Source organism: Acidovorax sp. GW821-FHT10E03, assembly GCF_059415205.1.
Genome location: NZ_JBWKMU010000005.1, coordinates 138,213 through 159,393, shown reverse-complemented (window position 1 = coordinate 159,393; position 21,181 = coordinate 138,213). Strand labels below are relative to the sequence as shown.

General features: G+C 64.0%; 16 protein-coding genes and 1 pseudogene. 3 read left to right on the top strand and 14 right to left on the bottom strand.

Annotation, left to right across the window (positions count from 1 at the left end):
• Position 1: 1 nt before the first annotated feature.
• Positions 2 to 640, top strand: coding sequence for a maleylacetoacetate isomerase (gene maiA / locus AC07OD_RS10515; RefSeq protein ID WP_218296177.1), 639 nt, complete (start codon positions 2 to 4; stop codon positions 638 to 640).
• Between the two features lie 3 nt (positions 641 to 643).
• Here maiA and AC07OD_RS10510 read toward each other — a convergent pair whose 3' ends face one another.
• Positions 644 to 1,630 carry a 2Fe-2S iron-sulfur cluster-binding protein gene (locus tag AC07OD_RS10510; RefSeq protein WP_494596511.1) on the bottom strand — a complete coding sequence of 329 codons (987 nt, stop codon included), beginning with the start codon at positions 1,628 to 1,630 and terminating at the stop codon, positions 644 to 646.
• A 97-nt stretch (positions 1,631 to 1,727) separates the two neighbouring features.
• On the opposite strand from AC07OD_RS10510, the gene AC07OD_RS10505 reads away from it, so the two are divergent.
• Complete coding sequence (locus AC07OD_RS10505; RefSeq protein WP_218296179.1) at positions 1,728 to 2,657, top strand: LysR family transcriptional regulator; 930 nt, start codon at positions 1,728 to 1,730, stop codon at positions 2,655 to 2,657.
• Positions 2,658 to 2,816: 159 nt separating this feature from the next.
• Here AC07OD_RS10505 and fusA read toward each other — a convergent pair whose 3' ends face one another.
• The 13 genes and pseudogenes from fusA to AC07OD_RS10440 all read right to left on the bottom strand — a co-directional run bounded on the left by fusA (position 2,817) and on the right by AC07OD_RS10440 (position 20,255).
• Entirely contained in the window at positions 2,817 to 4,850 is a 2,034-nt protein-coding gene (gene fusA, locus AC07OD_RS10500; RefSeq protein WP_218339779.1) for an elongation factor G, read from the bottom strand.
• A gap of 706 nt (positions 4,851 to 5,556) precedes the next feature.
• A pseudogene (locus AC07OD_RS10495) lies at positions 5,557 to 7,208 on the bottom strand (hypothetical protein).
• A 286-nt stretch (positions 7,209 to 7,494) separates the two neighbouring features.
• Positions 7,495 to 9,027, bottom strand: a complete 1,533-nt coding sequence (locus AC07OD_RS10490) for a RimK family ATP-grasp domain-containing protein (RefSeq protein ID WP_494596509.1) — start codon at positions 9,025 to 9,027, stop codon at positions 7,495 to 7,497.
• A gap of 1 nt (position 9,028) precedes the next feature.
• On the bottom strand, positions 9,029 to 10,141 hold the full coding sequence (locus AC07OD_RS10485) for a GNAT family N-acetyltransferase/peptidase C39 family protein (protein ID WP_494596507.1): 1,113 nt from the start codon (positions 10,139 to 10,141) through the stop codon (positions 9,029 to 9,031).
• Positions 10,138 to 10,260, bottom strand: coding sequence for a hypothetical protein (locus tag AC07OD_RS10480; protein ID WP_494596505.1), 123 nt, complete (start codon positions 10,258 to 10,260; stop codon positions 10,138 to 10,140). The genes AC07OD_RS10485 and AC07OD_RS10480 overlap by 4 nt, the downstream gene beginning before the upstream one ends.
• 81 nt (positions 10,261 to 10,341) lie before the next feature.
• Positions 10,342 to 10,689, bottom strand: coding sequence for a hypothetical protein (locus tag AC07OD_RS10475; protein WP_494596503.1), 348 nt, complete (start codon positions 10,687 to 10,689; stop codon positions 10,342 to 10,344).
• Between the two features lie 191 nt (positions 10,690 to 10,880).
• Positions 10,881 to 11,585: a two-component system response regulator KdpE gene (gene kdpE / locus AC07OD_RS10470; RefSeq protein ID WP_255591049.1), complete on the bottom strand. Its 705-nt coding sequence runs from the start codon at positions 11,583 to 11,585 to the stop codon at positions 10,881 to 10,883.
• Positions 11,557 to 14,352, bottom strand: a complete 2,796-nt coding sequence (locus tag AC07OD_RS10465) for a DUF4118 domain-containing protein (RefSeq protein WP_494596501.1) — start codon at positions 14,350 to 14,352, stop codon at positions 11,557 to 11,559. The genes kdpE and AC07OD_RS10465 overlap by 29 nt, the downstream gene beginning before the upstream one ends.
• Before the next feature lie 59 nt (positions 14,353 to 14,411).
• Positions 14,412 to 14,984 carry a potassium-transporting ATPase subunit KdpC gene (gene kdpC / locus AC07OD_RS10460; protein ID WP_218296186.1) on the bottom strand — a complete coding sequence of 191 codons (573 nt, stop codon included), beginning with the start codon at positions 14,982 to 14,984 and terminating at the stop codon, positions 14,412 to 14,414.
• A 10-nt stretch (positions 14,985 to 14,994) separates the two neighbouring features.
• Positions 14,995 to 17,088, bottom strand: coding sequence for a potassium-transporting ATPase subunit KdpB (kdpB, locus tag AC07OD_RS10455; RefSeq protein ID WP_494596499.1), 2,094 nt, complete (start codon positions 17,086 to 17,088; stop codon positions 14,995 to 14,997).
• Between the two features lie 9 nt (positions 17,089 to 17,097).
• Entirely contained in the window at positions 17,098 to 18,903 is a 1,806-nt protein-coding gene (gene kdpA / locus AC07OD_RS10450; RefSeq protein ID WP_218296188.1) for a potassium-transporting ATPase subunit KdpA, read from the bottom strand.
• 1 nt (position 18,904) lies between these two features.
• Complete coding sequence (kdpF, locus tag AC07OD_RS10445; RefSeq protein ID WP_218296189.1) at positions 18,905 to 19,003, bottom strand: K(+)-transporting ATPase subunit F; 99 nt, start codon at positions 19,001 to 19,003, stop codon at positions 18,905 to 18,907.
• 277 nt (positions 19,004 to 19,280) lie between these two features.
• Positions 19,281 to 20,255: a magnesium and cobalt transport protein CorA gene (locus AC07OD_RS10440; protein ID WP_494596496.1), complete on the bottom strand. Its 975-nt coding sequence runs from the start codon at positions 20,253 to 20,255 to the stop codon at positions 19,281 to 19,283.
• Between the two features lie 182 nt (positions 20,256 to 20,437).
• On the opposite strand from AC07OD_RS10440, the gene AC07OD_RS10435 reads away from it, so the two are divergent.
• Positions 20,438 to 21,148, top strand: a complete 711-nt coding sequence (locus AC07OD_RS10435) for a TorF family putative porin (RefSeq protein WP_494596495.1) — start codon at positions 20,438 to 20,440, stop codon at positions 21,146 to 21,148.
• The last annotated feature ends 33 nt before the right edge of the window (positions 21,149 to 21,181 follow it).

Below are 21,181 nucleotides of genomic sequence, written 5' to 3'. Positions count from 1 at the left end.
CATGAAGCTCTACACCTTCTTCCGCAGTGGAACGTCCCACCGCCTGCGCATCGCGCTGAACCTGAAAGGCCTTTCGTACGAGCAGGTCGCGGTCGATCTGCGGCGCGAGGAGCATCTGGCGCAGGCCTTCAAGGCGATCAATCCACAGCAGTTCGTGCCGGTCCTGGAGACGGACGACCGCCTGATGACCCAGTCGCCGGCGATCATCGAATGGCTCGAAGAGCGCCATCCGAGTCCGCCGCTGCTCCCCACCGATGCCGCAGAGCGTGCCCAGGTGCGCGCACTCGCGGCCATCGTGGGCTGCGATATCCACCCGGTCAACAACCGGCGCATCCTGGAAGCCTTGCGCCACCGTTTTGGCGCGGACGAGGCAGCCGTGAACGACTGGTGCGGCACCTGGATCGGCGCGGGCTTCGACGCCATCGAAACACTGCTCGCGAGCGACCGGCGGCGTGGCGACTTCTGCTTTGGCAAGCACCCTACGCTGGCCGATGTCTACCTGGTGCCGCAGGTGGAGAGCGCGCGCCGCTTCAAGGTCGACCTGGCGCGCTGGCCGCGGGTGCAGGCGGTGGACCTGGCCTGCGGGCAACTGGACGCATTCCGGCAAGCCGCGCCCAGTGCGCAGCCCGATGCGGGCTGAACCTCAGTCGCCCTGCATGTAAAAGGCCTCGGCATGGATGTGGGCCGGCTCCATGCCCTTGCCCAGCGCCACCAGCGTGGTCGTCTCCACCATCGGCGGTGAGCCGCACAGATACGCATGCCAGCCGCGCAGGCTGGCGTGGTCCTGTTCGATGGCCTGGGTCACCAGCCCGCGCCGCTGCGCCGCAGGGTCCGCGCCCGAGGCCACCACCACATGCAGCTGCAGCGCAGGGTGTGCGTGGCGCAGCTGGTCCAGCCAGGTGAGGCCGTACAGCTCGCGTGGCGAGCGCACTCCGAAGTACAGGTGAATGGGGTTGCGCATGCCGGCGGCCACGGCGCCACGCACCACCGAAAGCACCGGTGCCAGCCCCGTGCCCCCCGCCACGCACAGTATCGGCCCCGTGTGCTGCTGGCGCAGATAGGCTGCACCCAACGGCCCGCTGACCTTGACGGCATCCCCTGCCTTCAGTTGATCCACGATGTAGCCGCTGACCCGGCCCCTGGGCATCAGCTGCACGTGGAACTCCAGCAGCTCTTCGCCCGGCAAGCTCGCCATGGAATAAGGACGCACGTGGGCCGGCGTGAAAGCGATCTGCGCGTACTGGCCCGGTGAGAATGCGATCGGCTTGCTAACCTTGAGCAGCAGGCGCCGGATGTCGACCGCCAATGGCTCGATGGCCGCGACAGTGGCCTTGGCCACACGCGCCCGGTGCACCACGGCCTCCTCGGGCGCCGGCACTTCGATCGTGCAGGCCTCGGTCACATAGGTCTGGCAGGCCAGCACGGCACCGTCCATGCCGTCCAGCGGGCGCTGCTGCTCACGCCCCCCATCGAACACCTCGCCATCGAGCACCCGGCAGCGGCAGATACCGCAGCGGCCGGAGAGGCAGGAATAGGACATCGGAACCTGCGCCGCGCGCAGGGCGTCGAGCAGATTCACGCCCGGTGCGGCACGGATCACGCGGTTAAGCGGCTGAACAAGAATGTCCATGGCGGGCGGGCTGCGAGATCATTCATGCGATTGTGCATAAGAATCATCGGCTGCAATACCATTGCCGCTTCATATCACCCGCACTGATGGAGTGGCGATGGAGTTATCTGACATCGATCTGAACCTGCTGGTCTTGTTTCAGCAACTCATGGTCGAGCGGCGCGTGTCCAAGGTGGCCGACAACATGGGCCTCACCCAGCCTGCCGTCAGCAATGCGCTGGCCAAGCTGCGCCGAATCTTCGGCGACGAGTTGTTCCTGCGCACGTCGGGCGGCATGGTGCCCACGCCCTTTGCCGAACAACTCGGCGAACCGGTCGGATACGCGCTGGGCATGATCCACAGTGGACTGAACCAGCGCATGCAGTTCACGCCGGCCACGCTCAAGCGCACCATCACCATCGGCATGACGGACATTGGAGAGATCGTCTTCCTTCCAGCGCTGCTGGAGCGCCTGGGGCGGGAAGCGCCCGGTGTGACGCTGAATACCGTGCGCAACAACGCGACCAATCTGCGCGACGATATGGAGTCTGGCAAGGTGGACCTGGCCATCGGCCTGCTGCCCCAGCTCAAGGCGGGCTTCTTCCAGCGGCGGCTGTTTCGCCAGCGCTATGTGTGCCTGTTCCGCAAGGGCCACACGCTGGACCGGCCGAAGCTGCTGCTCGCCGACTACAAGGCGGCGGAGCACCTGGTGATCGTCGCCGCGGGCACGGGGCATGGCAAAGTCGACGAGTTGATCCAGAAGGCCGGCATCGACCGCCTTGTGCGGCTGAGCGTGCCGCACTTTGTCAGTGTGGGCCACATCCTGCAAGGCACGGCGCTGGTGGCGACGGTGCCCGAGCTCCTGGCACTCAAGCTGGTCGAGCCCTTCGGGCTGACATTGCGCACGCACCCGGTCAAGTTGCCCGAGGCACCGATCAGTGTGTTCTGGCATGCCAAGGTGCATCGCGAACCAGTGAACCAGTGGCTGCGTGGCATGGTGTTCGAGCTGTTCGGCGGCGATCGCGCTGATGGCAGCGGGTCGCCGTGACCGCCGACAGTCTGGGGCCGTCCGCCAGCTCGCTCTTGAACCGACGCCGCCATCCAGAGCTCCCATCGCAGACAAAAAAGAGGGGCGCAGACATCCGTCCACGCCCCTCCCATCTTGCGCTGCCAGGCCATCGATTCCGGCCTATCGCGCTGATTCAATTCACGGCACCAACGCAGCCATCTCCCCCGCAGGCACCACCCCATAGTGGTCCAGCTGCATCGAGTACTGCGCGCGGCCCGAAGACAAGGCGCGCAGGCTGCCGATGTAGCCGAACATCTCTTTCAGCGGTACCTCGGCCTCGACCGTGGCGGCGTTGCCGCGCTGGCCCTGGCCGCGCACGATGCCGCGACGGCGGTTCAGGTCGCCAATGCTGTCGCCCAGGTACTCGGCCGGGGTGATGACCTCCACGGCCATCACGGGCTCCAGCACCTGGGGTGCCGCTTTCGCAAAACCTTCGCGGAAGGCGGCCATGGCCGCCAGCTCGAAGGCCAGCGTGGACGAGTCGCGCTCGTGGAAGCTGCCGTCCACCAGCGTGGCCGCGAAGTCCACGGCGGGGAAGCCGGCCACCACGCCCGTGAGGGCGGCGCGGCGGATGCCGGCCTCCACCCCAGGGATGAACTCGCGCGGCACGGCGCCGCCCACGATGCGGTTGTCAAAGCGGATGCCTTCGCCCCTGGGCAGGGGTTCGAGCAGCAACCTCACCTCGGCGAACTGGCCGGGGCCGCCCGATTGCTTCTTGTGCACATGGTGTACCTCCACACTCTTCGAAATGGTTTCACGGTAGGCCACCTGGGGGCGGCCGACCGACACGTTGACGCCGTGGCGTGCGCGCAGCTTCTCGATCGAGACCTCGAGCTGCAGCTCGCCCATGCCGGACAGAATGGTCTGGCCGGATTCGGCATCGTGCTGCAGGCGCAGGCTCGGGTCTTCGCGCAGCAGGGACTGCAGGGCCTTGGACAGGCCTTGCTGGTCCGCGCTCGCCTTGGGCTCGATGGCCACATGGATCACCGGCTCGGGCACGCTGATCTGCTCCAGCACCACGGGGTGGGCCGGGTCGCTCAGCGTGTGCCCCGTCAGCGTGTCCTTGAGGCCCACGACGGCGGCGATGTCGCCCGCCACCAGCTCGTCGCGCTCGATGTGCTTGTCGGCATGCACTTCGTACAGGCGCGACACGCGCTCGGTCTTGCCCGTGCTGGTGTTGAGCACCACGTCGCCCCGGCCCAGACGGCCGCTGTACACGCGCACGAACACCTTGGCGCCGTGGTCGTCGGTGACGACCTTGAACGCCAGGGCCTTGAACGGGTCCGCAGCGGTCTCGCCGCCTTCGCGCACGATGTCGTCCGGAGAGGGCAAGTAGTCCACCACGGCGTCGAGCAAAGGCTCCACGCCGCGGTTCTTGAAGGCCGAGCCGGCCAGCGCGGGCACGAAGGCGCCGGCCAGCACGCCCTTGCGGATGGCGGCACGCAGCACATCCACAGCGATCTCTTCGCCGTTCACGTAGGCCTGCAGCGCGGCTTCGTCCTGCTCCACGGCGGCCTCTACCAGGCGGGCGCGTGCGCGCACGGCTTGCTCGAGCAGCTCGGCGGGCACGTCGGCTTCGCGGTAGGGCGCACTCGCGTCGTCCTTGTCCCAGATGCGGGCGCGCAGGCTCAGCAAGTCCACCACGCCGCGGAAGTCGCCTTCCGCACCGATGGGGATCTGCAGCGGCACCACGCGCACGCCCAGGCGCTCTTCCATCATGGCCACCACGCGGTGGAAGTCGGCGCCCACGCGGTCGAGCTTGTTGATGAAGGCGATGCGCGGCACGCGGTACTTGTCGGCTAGGCGCCAGTTGGTCTCGGTCTGCGGCTCCACACCGGCCACGCCGTCGAACACGACGACCGCACCGTCGAGCACGCGCAGCGAGCGGTTCACCTCGATGTTGAAATCGATGTGGCCGGGCGTGTCGATCAGGTTGAGCTGCGTGCCCTTCCAGTGCACGGTGACGGCCGCGCTGTTGATGGTGATGCCGCGCTGTTGCTCCTGCGGATCGAAGTCCATGTGCGCCGTGCCGTCGTGCACTTCGCCGATGCGATGGCTCTCGCCCGTGTAGAACAGGATGCGTTCGGTGGTCGTGGTCTTGCCCGCGTCGACGTGGGCAATGACGCCGAGGTTGCGCAGATGGGCATTGCTGGTGTTGCGTGAATTTCTCATGGCGAATCTTTCAATCTCTTGCGGTTGCGCCCGGCTCTGCGAGCAGCTGCCGCCTGGTTGGCTATCTGCCAGCCCAGGCGAGATGGATTCGCCTTCAGGCTAGCGTTGAATGGGTGTTGTGCTGTCGCCGAAGCCCGGGCGCACGGAACTCAAGCTCCGGCGGCCGGGAATCGTGGCAATCAACTTGTCGTAGGTACGCATAGATTGGGTGGTGAGAAAGTCTGAAAAAACAAAAACCCCGGAGGTGGAGCCTGCCGGGGTTTTATGGACCGGAAGGCGCACAGCCCTCCGACACGCGATCGAGGGGCGCAACTAGGGGGCGAACGATGCCTTGATCACGTTGGTGAGAATTTTCATAAGAGCGAATTATCCTCCTCGCACAAAAAGCTTGCAAGCGACCTGGCTGCCTGCCTGCGCCTGCCGCCTCCGGCTCGGGCAAAGAACTGGCTGTTGTCTGGCCGCACGGCGTTCGAAACCTGCGCATAGCAGGGCCGAATCGACATTGCAGGCACAGCGGGCGGCAGGACGGCGCAACTGAATCTTGCGTGCATGCCTGTCACTGCATCGAAGGTGGATGACCGCTGTAGGCCACACAGCGACTGCCGTCACGCGCGATTTTCCAACGGATGGGTGCCATCGGCGACAACAGTCACTGCCTGATCAAAACTCGGCGATGAACGGCCAGCAGGGGCATGGGCAGCACGCCTCATTCTCCTGTGCGCCGCCACACCAGCCCCAGCGCCTTGACTTTCTGCCAGGCACTGGCGCGTTCGTCCGAAAGCACGTCCAGAAAGTCCGACAGGCGTTTGGACTTGACCATGGTGTAAACCGTCAGCAAGGTGGTCAAGGCAAACACGACGGCAAAAATCCCCAGCTTGCGGCCCGGGGGAGCATCGGCCTCGGCCAGCAAATTCATGCCCAGGAAGCCCGTGGTCACGGTGCCGATCAGGCCAAAGATGGTCACGACCGTCAGCCTGACGACGGTGTTGGCCTGGCGGCGCAGGCTGTCCGCGTCCAGGTACTGGTTCATTTCGCCAATGCGCTCCTTGACCTCCGTGTACAGCGGGTCCAGCCCGAGGTGGTTGGCGCACATGCGGAACAGGGCACGCACCTGGGCCTGTTCGGACACCTCGTGGAACCAGTAGCGGTGCGTGAAGCGCAGAAAGCCGGCAAAGCTGTCACGGATCGTGCGCTTGAAGCGGCGCACGCTGGCGGCGTCGGCAATGTCCAGGTTTTTCAGTGCCTCGGCCAGCCGGTCCGAGAACATCAGCAGCGCCGCTTTCTGAAAATGCGCGATCAGGAACAACAAGAAATGCTGGTGCCGGAACTGCGCCAGCACCCCCCGGTCGCGGCAGACAAAAAACGGGCTGTGGGCATCGCCCAGCACCAGCAGCGAATGGCCGCTGCAAAGATACCGCGTGTTGGGAGCCGCGCCACTGTGGCTCCAGAATCGGTCGTAACAAAACCGATTTTCGAAGTCGGCCAGATGCTCTTCGGCATAGGGCAGGCTGGCGTCGTCGCTGGAGGTGGCCGCCCCGGTCACCAGGCCGAGGCGAACGAAGTCGCTGCGGCTCAGTGCGCGCGGGTTGTCCAACGCCAGAAAGGCCAGTTGCGGCATGCGGTAGTACTCGATCTGGCGGTAGCGCAGAGGCCCACTGCGCTCGGAATGGTCGCTCACCAGGGGCTCCAGCAGCCAGGCCCAGTGGGCCGCGATGCGCGGAGCACGGTGGCTGCTGACATGGGCCATGAAGAGGTCACGCTGGTTGGCATCGGACTGGGCCAGCACCTGCCCGGCGGCGTCCAGCCACTCGGCGCTGTACAGGCAGTGCTGCGCATGGCCGTTGGCGTCCCAGCCGGCGGGGTAGCCGCGGCCAAAGCGGTACAGCAGCTCCTGTGCCTGGGCCAGCGCCAGGTCGCGGGCGCTGACCTCGACATTGAGCAGCACCAGATCCAGGTCGAGGAAAAAGTAAAGGTCCACATGGACGATGTCGAGCGTGATCGGCGGCGCACCGGGGTGCAGCACGCCCGCACGGCACTGACGTCGCTGCGCCGGAACACCCGCATCGGTGAACCTGCGGCGCTGCTGCCTTTCTGGCTGCGCCCCTCGCCGTACAGGAAGCGCTGCACGTAGGGCAAGAAGGTCACGAACTCGTTGTAGTGGCGCTCGTGAAAACGATCGCTGTCGCCCGTGAATTCATCCACCACCTCGCGCCAGGGCGACGCCTCGCCCATGTCCGCCAGCACCTGCCAGGGCTTGGCGTGCCGCCCCTCGGAGCCACGCACCGGCATCAGTCGCAAGGGCCACAACAGGACCTGGCGGAACTCTCGCACGCAGGCAGGATGGGACTCAACGGACATGGGGTGGCCTTTCGTCTGGTTCGTGATGCCGAGCAAAACACTTGCGGCGTGGGCACCGTGCGCCGACTGGCGGTTCATTCAGCCGACATGGCGTGGGCGCCAGCGCCCATTTCACGTGGTGCAGCCAGAAAATCAATCCCGGATTTCCTCGCGACCTGCCGAAAACCGGGCTTCGGAAACCATGCTAACCAAAACAGCGGAGGATGGGTCCATCGCATCGGCGATCGGCCCATTTCCGAGCAGGTCCGTCATCCGTAAAAAAGCCGTCAAATGTTTCCGCGTCGAACTACCCAGGCGTCACCGCGTCAGGTTGCAAACGAGACGCGCTGCCACGCTGCGCAGTGGATGTGAATCGGCGTTCCACCTGCAGCAGGAAGTGCGAGAGCAAAGTGGAATACAGCTTGTCGCCCAATGCCGCATCTTCCATGCCAACATCGAGATTGGGGTTGTCGTTGATCTCGATGACATAGACACCAGAAGCCGTGGCCTTGATGTCCACCCCATAAAATCCATTGCCAACCAGGCGCGCGGAGTTGACGGCTGCCGCCAGCACCTCTGTAGGCACATCTTGCAGCGGCACACCCTGCACCCGCCCCTCCGTGTACTTGCCATTTGCTGTGTGCTGCAGTATCTGCCAGTGCCCATTGCACATGAAGTACTTCGCCGCGAAGACCGCTTGCCCCGCCAGAACCCCGACGCGCCAGTCAAAGTCTGTGTACATGTACTCCTGCAGCAGGATGATTTCCGATTCCCTGAGCATGCCTTTCGCAATGTCCTGGAGATGCTCAAAGCTCTCCGCCTTCTTGACACTGCGGCTGAACGCACCATCCGGTACTTTCACCACCACGGGGTAGTCCAGCGTGTGCTCCATGCCGGCCAGCGTGCGCCGGCTGGCCATGCGCGTCACCGGTGTGGCAATGGCATGCTCGCGCAGAAGCTCCGCCAAAAAGGCTTTGTTCGTGCAGCGCAGGATGGACACGGGGTCGTCTATGACCGGCATGCCCTCGGCGACAGCCTTTCTCGCAAACTGAAAGGTATGGTGCGTCACCGCGGTGGTTTCCCGAATGAACAGCGCATCGAACTGGGTCAGGCGGGAGAAGTCCTTCTTCTCGATAAGCTCCACCGCAATTCCCATGTCCTGCCCCACATCAACCAACTTCTTGAGCGTCCTGAGACTGGACGGAGGAAGCGGGTCATCCGGATCGTGCAGGACCGCGAGGTCCATCCGGGGCAGGGGCATGGCGACCATGGGGCGCCAGCTGCGCCGCGTGTACTGGCGGAGCGCTCGAACAAAGACCTCATCGCGCGCAGGCTCGACATCGCGAAGGTCCAACGCCTGTATTCCGCCGAGCTGCCAGTTTGCGGACTGCTCCTGCCGTTCGAGGGTGATCTCCATCAATGGACAACGGAACAGTTCAAAGCTCTTTCGAGCCAGCGGCGCCAGCACGGGGTCCTCCATGACCCCGAAGAACACATGCAAGGTCAGCGTATTCACGGAGCCGGGGATTTCCTTCAGCGGACCGACCAGTCTATTGAGCTGCACGAACGCTTCATCAGGCTGCATTCGCTTGCGCTGAAGGCTGAGTATGGTGTCCACGCTGGGGGTGACCCGGTCGCCACGCGCCTCCGCCAGCAGGGAGCAGTAGTAGCCCATGCTGAGGTAGCCATAAGTCCGGCAAAGGTTCGTGACCTTGCGAAAGCGCCCCCGGGCATCCGGCTCCTCCGCGACGAATTGATCGGCGGTGATGACTCTGATCTCGGGCTCGCTCCATCGAAAGTCTGCGAGCTTCTCCACCACGATCACATGTTCTGAAGACAATTTATTTCTTTCCGGAGATGACGACCGCGGCAGTGCGCCTGCGGCGCCCGTATTTGGCGATCTTCTTGAATTCACCAAAGCTGATGGACACTCCGCCATCCGGGTCACTGGAACGCGCCATAGGGTCCAGAAGGCGAAAAACCGCGCCGTCAAAGCCGGTGATTACCACCCAATGTGGCGTTTTCTCCCGGTGAAGCCGCCACAGACTGATGAGGACAATGGGCAGGCTTCCCATGCGCAATTGCTCAATCACGCTTTCGGGAGAGACGGGCCGGGCATGGACAGGAACGCGGTGAGCCTCCAGTTCCAACCGGAAGTCGTTTTCCACCAGCTGGATGACGTCTTTCTTGAGAGGGTCGCGCACACTGTCCATGAAGAGTGATGCGCCAGCCGCTGCATAGACCGACACGTCAAAGCCGCGGCGCAATGCCGCATGCGCAAGTCCGAAAGGACCACACCCACCATGGCCCGCCGCCATAAAGACCGTTGTGGCCTCACGCCATAGGCGGATTTCGGCGGCTTGATTGACAGGGATGGACGGGTCCACGGCAGACATGGCCATCAGCAATGCGCAGGGCCCACAGGTGAAATCCAGCGTCTGGGCGTAGTGCCGCACCCGAGAGGCGTTCCCTTCTCGCGCCCGCGCGTCGTCGAAGAGATCCTTCTGAAAGCACAAAGCGGCTTCGCCATCGCCGTAGTAGGCAAGCTTGCGGCCCATCCCCACGAATCCATGGCGAAGGAACAGGCGGTGTGCGCAGACATTGGAAGTCCTGCTCTCCAGCCTCAAAACCGCGCACCCGGCTTCTCGCGCGTCCCTGATCGCCGCGGTCAAAAGTTCAGCGGCCATGCCGGAACCCCGTGCGGCAGACGCCACAGCGATCGAGTACAGGCGAGCTACAGAGGATCCCTTGCGGCGCAATACCACGCAGGCCCCCTCCAAGACTTCGCTCGATCTGCACACGAGAACGCGGGCCGACGGGCTGGCCAGCATGCGTTGCCAACTTCTGAACGAGATTCTGTCGTTCTCGAAAGCCGCGCGCTCCAGCCGATCCAGCGCGGCCAGATCGCCACGGTTCGCCGGCTCCACCTTGCTCCGATGGGCAGACGGCTTCATCGAAGACCGCGCCCGGATTTGCGCGCGCCCCGGTCAGATAGCTTCAATGCCATCCACGCGACGCCGATCGGAACCAACAGTACCAGCAGCGCCAGCAACACATGCACCCAGTCATCCATGGATCGACCTTCCGGGATCGCAACGCCTGCGATCCAACAGCCACGCTCCCATGGATGGGGCCCACTGGATGCGGAGCGATGTCAATGGCACGGGAATTCCTCAGCACCAGCGACTTTCACCACGCGGCCAAACTCGGCGTGCGGCAACACGCGCATCACGCAGCACACGGTGTGCAATACATCCTTGCGTTGCACAAGCAAGCTGAGACTTGCCCGCTCGCGGGGCCTGTCCAGACACATTCGGTACCCCCGCAACCGGGCGCCCAGAGCCGAATGAAGTGTCTTTCGCAAGGCCTGTGCGTCGGTGCATGAAGCGACCAGGGGCAGCGCCACCAGAGAGGCCGGACCATCGCACTCCCCGGGGAAGGGCAGCATGGCCACCCGGTGCAGGCTGATCCCTGCATATGTTTGCAGCATGTCTTTCGCCACGGGGCCACCTTCAAAAAAAGGGGCAGTGGCATCTGTTGAACATGCACCCAGTCTAGAAAGACTGGTGTAAATCGTTCGTAAAAACTGGGGGGCCAGCCGTCAATTCGTTGTCAAATTCCGCGGCCACATCACGCAATGGGGGAAACGCGCCGGGCGCACCGCTGCAGCCCTGGAGTTCATCGCTTGTGGAGTCACACCGCGAGTCGGTACCCCACTCCCGATTCGGTCAGCAGATGACGAGGCTGCGCCGGATCTGCCTCGAGCTTCTGCCTGAGATGCCCCATGTAGATGCGCAGGTAGTGGCTCTGGTCCGACCGCATCGGCCCCCACACTTCACGGAGCAGCTGTTTCTGGGTGATAACCCTTCCCGAATTGGCGACCAGCACCGACAGCATGCGGTACTCGGTCGGCGTCAGGTGGACTTCAACCCCGCCCTTGCGTACCAGCCGAGCGCTTCGGTCCACCTCCACGTCGCCAAAATGAAAGGCTGGCTCCACCCCATCCACGGTGAGCCCATTTCCTGTCGCCGCACGCGGGCGGCGAAGATTGGCACGCACGCGCGCCAGAAGCTCCCCCGTACCAAAGGGCTTGGTGAGATAGTCATCCGCTCCAGCGTCGAGTGCGGAGACCTTGTCGGCCTCATCGGTGCGCGCAGACAGGACGATGATCGGCACGGCGGACCAGCCCCGCACGTCGCGGATCAGGTCAATGCCATCGCCGTCAGGCAACCCCAGGTCCAGCACCAGCAGATCGGGCTGGCGGGTACCCGCCGCAGACAGTCCTTCGCGCACCGTCGCGGCTTCATGAACCTGCCATCCTTCTGCTTCGAGCGCACTGCGAACGAAGCGCCGGATCTGCGGCTCATCCTCAACCACCAGCACGGTACGTATTTGCATCGTATCCCGGGGCGGCAACGCCCCGCTCCATATCTTCCAAATCGGGATCGGGGGGAGGCTCTCGGCGCGGGAGCGTGATGGTGAATTCCGCCCCGCCCCCGGTTGCGCTGGCAGCGGAGATCGTTCCGCCGTGCGCGTGCACCACCGCCTTGCAGATCGCCAACCCCAGGCCCACGCCCGGTGTCGCCGATTCAGCCTGTCCCCGGGTGAATTTCTCGAACAGCAGGTGTTCCTTGCCACGCACAGAGGGTGGCAGGCCAGGCCCGTGGTCCGTCACGGTCAACACCAGACTCCCTTCTGTCGCAAACGCCTTGATGACAACGGGCGGTGCGCCGTACTTGGCGGCATTCTCAAGCAAATTCACCAGCACGCGCTCAATGAGGACAGGATCGAACTCCACCAGCGGCAAATGGGCGGGGATTTCCGTGCGAACGGTCAACTCCTTCAGCGCGGGCTTGGCGGCGCGTATCGAGGCGCCCACGACTTCCTCGACCGACTGCCAGTCACGCCGCAAGTGGACACTTTGTCCCGAAACATCACTTTCCAGCCTGGCCATGTCCAGCAGGTTGCTGACCAGCGCGTTGAGCTGGTGCGCCTGATGCACGATGGCTTGTGCCACGGCATCGTGCTCCTCCGCCGGCAACCCCTTGAGCGATTCGGCCAGCGTGATCAGCGCCGTCAGCGGTGTTCTCACGTCATGGGAGACAGCGCCCAGCAAGGCATTGCGCAGCCGCTCGGACTCCATGTCCACCACCGCCTTTTGCGCGATGTGGACGTAGTGCACACGTTCGAGCGCGATGGCGATCTGCCGGGCCAGGGTATCGAGTTGCTGAGCCTGCTCCGGAATCAGCAGCCACCTTGGGTGCGCGGGCTCCAGTGCCAGCACACCGCGCACCCTCATGGGCGCCTTGAGGGGGACATAGCGCCATGCCTGCGCCGCCAGAGTGCTCGTGGCCAGCCCCGCGCTCTGTCCTTGCCGCAAGGTCCAGTCGGCCACACTTTTGTCAAATTCCTGCGGCAGATCATCGGGGTAGTGAAGGCGGTCCGACGCGTCCAATGCAACCACCACCGCCCTGCCGCCAAAATGCCCCTGCACAGCCGCCGCGCCGATCTCGATGACCTGGCTCGTCTCCAGGGCCGCCGACAGCTCGCGCGCAAGCTCGAACAGCGATTGGGCCCGGCGCTCCCGGCTGTTGGACACTCCGGCCGCGAACCTGAGGCCGGCTGTGAGCTGCCCCACCAGAAGTCCCACCCCCAGCATCACGGCAAAAGTGACCACGTACTGCACGTCGCTGACCGCGAAAGACAGCCGCGGTGATACGAAGAAGAAATCGAAGGCCAGCACATTGAGCAGTGCGGCCATCGCCGCAGGCACGCGCCCGAATCGCATGGCGACCCCGACAACGCCGACCAGGTACAGCATCACGATGTTGGTCAACTCCAGGACGCCGTGCAACAGAGTCGCCATCAACGTGACCGCAATGCTTGCACCGAGCGCCCAGAGGAAGCCCTGCCAGCGCGGGTGTGCGGCCTCGTCGGTTTCCCTGGCCTCAACGCCGACTTTGTGGCTCCAGAGTGCCTGCGGCAACCGCCTCGAACTACCCGCGCGCGCCGTTTCCACGATATCAAGCGAGGGGGCAAGTCCCGCGATTTCCCGGCCCACCTCCCTGGTCGAAGGCCACTTCTGCCACCAGCGCCGCAGCGCAGGACGACCCAGGACCAGGGTGGCGCAATTGAGGTGAAGCGCCTGTGCAGCCAGGGCCGGCGCAACGTGGTCGCCCGTCAGCACCGCCGTCTCGGCGCCCAGCTCCTGCGCCAGTTGCAGCACGGCCAGAATCCTGTCGCGCTGCGGTGCGTCCAGCCTCTGCAGGCGCGGTGTCTCCACGTATGCGGCATGCCACTTCACATTGAGCTGCCCTGCCAGGCGCGCGGCCGCGCGCACGGTCTGCGCGGCATCTTCGTTCGGCCCGACACACGCCAGTATGCTGCCCGAGGTGTTCCAAGCGGCAGACACGCACTCGCCGGGAGTGCCTGACTGTTCGATCCGCCATCCCAGGACGTCGTCCTCCACATGCTCAGCGGTGCGGCGCAGTGCGATTTCGCGCAGGGCAATCAGGTTGCCCTTGCGGAAGAAGCTCTGGGCCGCACGCTCAGCCTGCTGGGGGACATACACCTTCCCTGCACTCAGGCGGGATATCAGTTCATCGGGGGTGGCGTCGACAAGCACCACTTCGTCCGCGTCGTCCAGCACGGTGTCGGGCACCGTCTCATGGACCCTGATCCCCGTGATCGCACCCACGGTCCCATTGAGGCTCTCCAGATGCTGGACATTGAGCGCAGTCCACACATCGATGCCCGCGGCGAGCAGTTCCTGGACATCCTGCCAGCGCTTGGCATGGCGGGATCCCTGCACGTTGGAGTGGGCAAGCTCATCCACCAGGAGGATGGCCGGCTTGCGTGCAAGGGCCGCGTCCAGATCAAACTCAAGGAGCAGCCGGCCACGGTACTCCACCTCCTTGAGGGGCAATGCATCCAATCCCGCGAGCAAGGCCGCCGTCTCGGCTCTGCCATGGGTTTCCACGACCCCGATCAGAACGTCGCGGCCAGCGCCACGCTCCCGCTGCGCCGCACTGAGCATGGCCCAGGTCTTGCCCACCCCTGCATTGGCGCCGAAGTAGATGCGCAGCTTGCCGCGCGTGGTCTGCTCCTCCTGCGCGCGCAGTTGCGCGATCAACGCATCGGGGTCTGGGCGCTGCATGTCAGCCATGGCGTGCCTGGCTCCAAGCGGGCCCCATGGGCAAGAATGGCAAAAGGCGGGATGCGGTGCTACCGTGCATCATTCAAGGCAAGATTCAGTGCCAGTACGTTCACCCTGGGTTCGCCAAGCAGGCCCAGGAGCGGTTTTTCGGTGAGCTTGTCGACAAGGGCATTCACGCTCGCCACGGGGACGTGGCGGGCCCGCGCCACGCGGGCGGCTTGGTACTGTGCCGCCGCGACGCTGATATGCGGATCCAGACCGCTGGCGGACGCCGTCACCAGGTCCACGGGCACTGGCGCCAGATTGCCGGGGTCGGCCGCGCGCAATGCCTCCACGCGGGCCTTGACCGCATCGTTCAACGCCGGATTGAGGGGCCCCTGGTTGGAGCCTCCCGACGCCACCGCGTTGTAGGGCATGGGCGCCGTGGCCGACGGACGCCCCCAGAAATGCGCGGGATCCGTGAAATTCTGGCCGATCGACGAAGAGCCAACGGCCTGGCCATTGCGCTGCACAAGGCTTCCCGCAGCCTCGTGGGGGAAAACGGCCTGCGCCGCTCCGGTAACGGCCAAGGGGTACAGCAAGCCCGTCAGCGCGCTGAGAGCTACAAACACGACAAGTGCGGGGCGAAGAATGTTTTTCATGGAAGGTTCCTCAAATCAGCCCTATGGCCACCAGTATCCAGTCAATCAGCTTGATGCCGACAAACGGCACGATCAAACCTCCGAGGCCATAGATCGCGAGGTTGCGGCGCAGCAAGGCCGCCGCCCCCACAGGGCGATACCGCACCCCTCGCAATGCCAGGGGGATCAGGAAGACGATCACCAGCGCATTGAAGATCACGGCCGACAAGATGGCAGACGACGGGCTCGCCAGCTGCATGACGTTGAGCGCGGAAAGCTGCGGATAGGTCGACACGAAAATGGCCGGAATGATGGCGAAATACTTCGCCACGTCGTTCGCGATCGAGAACGTCGTGAGAGAGCCTCGCGTCATCAAGAGCGCCTTGCCAGTCTCAACGACCTCCAGGAGTTTTGTCGGGTTGGAGTCCAGGTCGACCATGTTGCCAGCTTCCTTGGCGGCTTGCGTTCCGCTCCCCATCGCCACGGCGACATCGGCCTGCGCCAATGCCGGCGCATCGTTGGTGCCGTCACCGGTCATGGCCACCAGTCGTCCTTCCGACTGGTACTTGCGGATCAGCGCCAGTTTGTCCTCCGGGGTCGCCTCCGCCAGGAAGTCATCGACCCCGGCCTCCGCGGCAATGAAGGCTGCCGTGAGTTTGTTGTCACCCGTGATCATGACGGTGCGGATGCCCATGCGGCGCAGCTCGGCGAAGCGCTCCTTGATGCCGACCTTCACGACATCCTTGAGTTCCACAACACCGAGCACCTGACGCCCTTCCGTCACCACCAGGGGGGTGCTTCCCCGGTACGCCACCTGGTCGGCGGCGGCCGCCACTTCGTGTGGCATGGCGCCCCCCAGCGCTTCCACATGCCGCGCAATGGCTTGCACGGCTCCCTTGCGCAGCATGGTTGCGGTCTGCCCGGACGCTTCGACGGCAGGAAGGTCGACACCGCTCATCCGCGTCTGCGCAGTGAAAGGCACAAGCAGCACGCCCTGCGGATTCTCGTCGGGGGTGCCCGAACGGCGGGCCAGCTCGACGATGCTGCGCCCTTCAGGCGTCTCGTCCGCAAGCGATGCCAGCAAGGCTGCGCGGGCCAGGCGGCCAGGTGAAACCCCTGGAGCGGGCAGGAACGCACTGGCTTGGCGATTCCCGTGGGTAATGGTCCCGGTCTTGTCCAGCAGGAGCACATCGACATCTCCTGCGGCCTCCACGGCCCGCCCCGAGGTCGCAATCACGTTGGCCTGCATCATCCGGCTCATGCCAGCCACGCCAACGGCCGACAGCAGTCCACCGATGGTGGTCGGGATGAGGCACACCAGCAGGGCCACCAGGGCCGTCAGAGAGACGACAGTCCCAGCCGCTGACGCCTGCACGCTGAAGATCGAAAAAGGCAGCAGGGTGACGGTGACCACCAGAAACACAATCGTCAATGCCACCAACAAGATAGTCAAGGCGACCTCATTGGGCGTCTTTTGCCGCTTGGCGGCCTCCACCATTCCAATCATCCGGTCCAGGAAAGACTCGCCTGGATTCACGGACACGCGCACCACGAGCCAATCGGAAAGCACGCGGGTGCCGCCCGTCACGGCGGAGAAGTCCCCACCGGACTCGCGAACCACCGGCGCAGATTCGCCGGTGATGGCACTTTCGTCGACAGAGGCTACGCCCTCGATCACTTCACCATCCAGCGGAATCACATCGCCCGCCTCCACCAGCACCACGTCGCCGCGGCGCAAGTTGGTGGCCTGCTCCGGCAGGAACGCGGAACCATGGACCGGCTCCTTGAGTTTCTTGGCCCAGGTTTCCTTGCGCAATCCACGCAAGGAGGCTGCCTGGGCCTTGCTGCGGCCTTCGGCCAACGCTTCGGCGAAGTTGGCGAACAGCACCGTAAACCAGAGCCAGACGGTGATGGCCAGCACGAAGCCCGGGCGCATGCTCGCATCCGCCGGTGCATTGAGGGCATGCAGCCACAGCAGCGTGGTGAAGATGCTGCCGATGTACACGATGAACATCACCGGGTTGCGCCATTGAACCAGCGGGCTGAGCTTGGCCAGCGCCCCCCAGAACGCTGTCCGGATCAGGACAGAATCCAGCAGAGAAGTAGAAGTATTCTTTTTAGTCATCGGCAAACCTCACTTGGCCCAGAGCATCAGGTGCTCGACCATCGGACCCAAAGCCAGGGCAGGCACGTAGTTGAGAAGCCCCACCAGAAGCACGGTCCCCACGAGAAGAACCACGAACAGCGGCCCATGGGTGGGCATGGTGCCCGCCGTCACCGGCAGGCGCTTCTTCGCGGCCAGCGAACCAGCGATGGCCAGGACGGGCACGATCACTCCAAAGCGGCCAAACCACATCGCCAGCCCCAGCAGTACGTTGTAGAACGGCGTATTGGCAGACAGCCCCGCAAACGCGCTGCCGTTGTTGTTGGCGGCGGATGTCAATGCATAGAGGATTTCGGAGAACCCATGGGCGCCAGGGTTGGCAACGCCGGCCTGTCCTGCGCCCGCACTCACGGCAACCGCGGTACCCACGAGCACCAGGATCGGCGTGACCAGAATGGCGACCGATGTGAGCTTCATTTCGCGCACCTCGATCTTCTTGCCCAAATACTCGGGCGTCCGGCCGATCATGAGACCCGCCATGAACACGGCAAGGATGGCGAATACCAGCATGCCATAGAGGCCGGTGCCCACGCCGCCAAACACGACCTCGCCCAATTGCATGAGAACCAGAGGCACCATGCCTCCCAGAGGCGTGAACGAGTCATGCATCGCGTTCACGGCGCCACATGAGGCAGCGGTGGTCACGGCCGCGAAAAGCGCTGACGCGGTGATTCCGAACCGCACTTCCTTGCCCTCCATGTTCCCGCCCGATTGCAGGGTGCTGACGGATTGGTCCACCCCCAGCGCACTCCATTGCGGATTGCCGGCCTGTTCCGCCGCGACAACGGCCACGACGGCCACGACGAACATCACCGTCATCGCCGCCAGGATCGCGACGCCCTGGCGCTGGTCGCCAACAACACGGCCAAATGCGAAGCACAAGGCCGCGGGAATCAGAAAGATCGCCAGCATTTGCACGAAGTTCGTCAAGGCGGTGGGGTTCTCATAGGGATGGGCGGAGTTGGCGTTGAAGAACCCGCCGCCGTTCGTGCCGAGCATCTTGATCGCCTCCTGCGAGGCCACCGGTCCCATGGCCAGCGTCTGGGTCTTGCTGGTCTTGCCCTCCATGACCGGTGCTCCGTCAGCACCTGTCACGGGCTGGCCTGCACCATCCAGCCTGGGCACTTCATAGGCCGTCTGCTCCAGGGTTGCGACCTCCTTGTAGGCGTCAAAATTCTGGATGACGCCCTGCCCGACCAGAACGAGCGCGATCACAAAGGAGGCCGGCACAAGCACCCAAGCCGTGATCCGGGTGACGTCGGTCCAGAAGTTTCCGACATATCCCTGTCCGTCGGTGCGCCGGGCCGCAAAGCCGCGGGCCAACGCGAACGCCACGGCGATACCGGTGGCAGCTGACAAGAAGTTCTGAACGGAAAGGCCAAGCATCTGCGTGAGATAGCTCATCGTGGATTCACCCGCGTAGCCCTGCCAGTTGGTATTGGCAACAAAACTGATGGCAGTGTTGAACGACGAGTCGCCGGACACCGCCCCCATTCCCTGGGGATTGAGCGGCAGCAGGTGCTGCAGGCGCTGCAGGCCATACACCGCCAATGCACCGATGGCATTGAACGCCAACAGTGCCAGCGCATAGCCGTGCCAGTGCATCGACTGATCGGGAGCCACCCCGGCCATCTTGTAGAGCGGTTTTTCGGCCACATGCATCCACCGAGGCAACCGGCCCTCACACAGGGCGGCCAGCCATTTGCCCAACGGCCATGCCAGGACGCCAAGCGCAACCAGAAAGAGCCCGAGCAGGCTCCAGGCAGAGGTTTCCATGTCAGAACTCCTCCGCGCAGATCAGCGCGAACACGAGATAGGCCAGCAAGGCAATGGCCACAAGCGCGCCAAAGCCATAAAGCACTTCGAGGCCGATCATGCGCGCTCACCCTTGGCCGGGCCGAATTTGCCCAGCAAAACCACGGCCTCGGCCATGGCCACCCACAGAGCCGCCAATGCGGCTATCCAGATCATGTCCATCGACAACTCCTGCATCAAAACGTGTGTTTGATTCTCAGGATGTCGCTGTAAAAAGTGTGCACAGACTGGGGAGGTCGCCGTAAAAACGGCGTAAAAATGCGACCCTTGCGAGGGCCACCGATCTACCGGCGCCTGGCTGCTGGAACCCGCGCGCCGGACGGCTCCGCACCTGCTATCTAGAGCCAGCCCGCCTTGCGAAAGCGATAGTAGAGATAGCAACAGGTGGTGGCGATGAGGGCGATCGCAGCCGCGTATCCGTAGCGCCACTTGAGCTCCGGCATGTGCTCGAAATTCATGCCCCAGATTCCCGCGAACGCCGTGCACACGGCAAACAGACTGGCCCACGCAGCCAGGCGCTTGACGACCTCGCCATCCTCGATGGTGACCATGGACAGATTGACATGGATTGCCATCCCGATCGTGTCGCGAATGGAGTCGATGGAGGTGTTGATCCGGCCAAGGTGGTCCACCACATCGCGGAAATACTCCTGAGAGCCAGCACAGATTTGCGGCACCCGGCCACCGTGCAGCTTGGCCGCACCTTCCAGCAACGGGGCAACGGCGTGCTTGAGCAGGGTAAGGCGCTGCTTGAGTTCATAGAGCCGCCGGATACTGGTCCGCGCGACACCCTTGGTGAATATCTGTTGCTCGGTCGTTTCAAGCTCCACCTCGAGGGCATCGATGATCGGGAAGTAGCGATCGACCACCGCGTCCATCAGCGCATACAGCACAAATCCCGGCCCGCTGCGCAAGAGTTCAGGCTCTCTCTCACAACGCTCCCGCACATCCCAGAAGCCTCGCTCACTGCGGTTGCGCACCGACACCACATAGTTACTGCCCACGAACACATTGAGTTCGCCCAGCCTCGTGACGGTCTCGTGGTCCCCACCCGACTCCAGGAGATGAAGAACCACAAAAAGAGAAGGCCCGTATTCCTCGACTTTGGGCCGCTGATGGCCATGGCGGGCATCTTCCACCGCCAAGGGATGCAGGCCGAACTCCTTTTGCAACTCGTCAAGTTCTTCCGGGGTGGGGTCATGCAATGCCACCCACACGAAGCACCCGGGGAGCGATATGTGCTCACGGATCTCACGGACAGGAATGTCGGCGAGCTTGGTGCCATCCTCATACACGACGCAGTTGATCAACATCACAGCACCTCACGCAACACTGGATGCCGGCGATGTTGCCAGCGCGTCACGGTGTGTGGTTGGCGATTCGTGGCGTCCGTCGGCGCTCGGCAACATTTACGGCTTTGCCCGCATTCTTTACGAACTTTATATGCACGTTTTCCTACGCTTGCACCTTCGTTTGTTTCCGCAGGATTTCCTTCATGGCCTTCTCATGCTCCAAAGTGCTCGCCACTGCGCTCTTCGCCACCCTTCCCGCGCTGGCCAGCGCCCAGCTCACCGGCAACGTCAGCCTGACCACAAACTACAAGTTCCGTGGCCAGGACCAGGACACCTCCAAGGCCAGGGCCGTCAAGCCGGCGCTGCAAGGCGGCTTTGACTATGCCTTTGGTGAATCCGGCTTCTATGTGGGCAACTGGAACTCCAGCGTGGACTGGCTGTCGGGCAACTCGCTCGAATCCGATGTGTACGGGGGCTACAAGTTCAAGGCCGGCGACGCGGACCTGGACCTGGGCGTGCTGACCTACATCTACCCCGGCAACAGCAACGGCAACACCACCGAAGTCTATGGCGCGGCCACGTTCGGCCCCCTGACCGCCCGGTACTCGCACACACTGTCCAAGGACTACTTCGCCTACGCCGGCCCCGGCTTCAAGGGCCGCAACACCGGCTACCTGAACCTGGCGTTCGCGCACGAAGTGGCCCCCAAGATCACGCTGAAGGCGTCCGTGGGTTTCACCCGCTTTGGTGGCGACATCACGGCCCCCAACTTCATGGACTACAGCGTGGGCGGTGCCTACGACTTCGGCTCAGGTGTGTCGCTGGGCGCTGCGGTGGCGGGCGCCAGCAAGAAAGAATTCTTCGGCCCCGTCAACAAGTCGCGCGTGATCGTCACGCTCACCAAAGTGCTTTGACTTCCTGAGCGGCATCGCGGCCCAGCGCCTGCC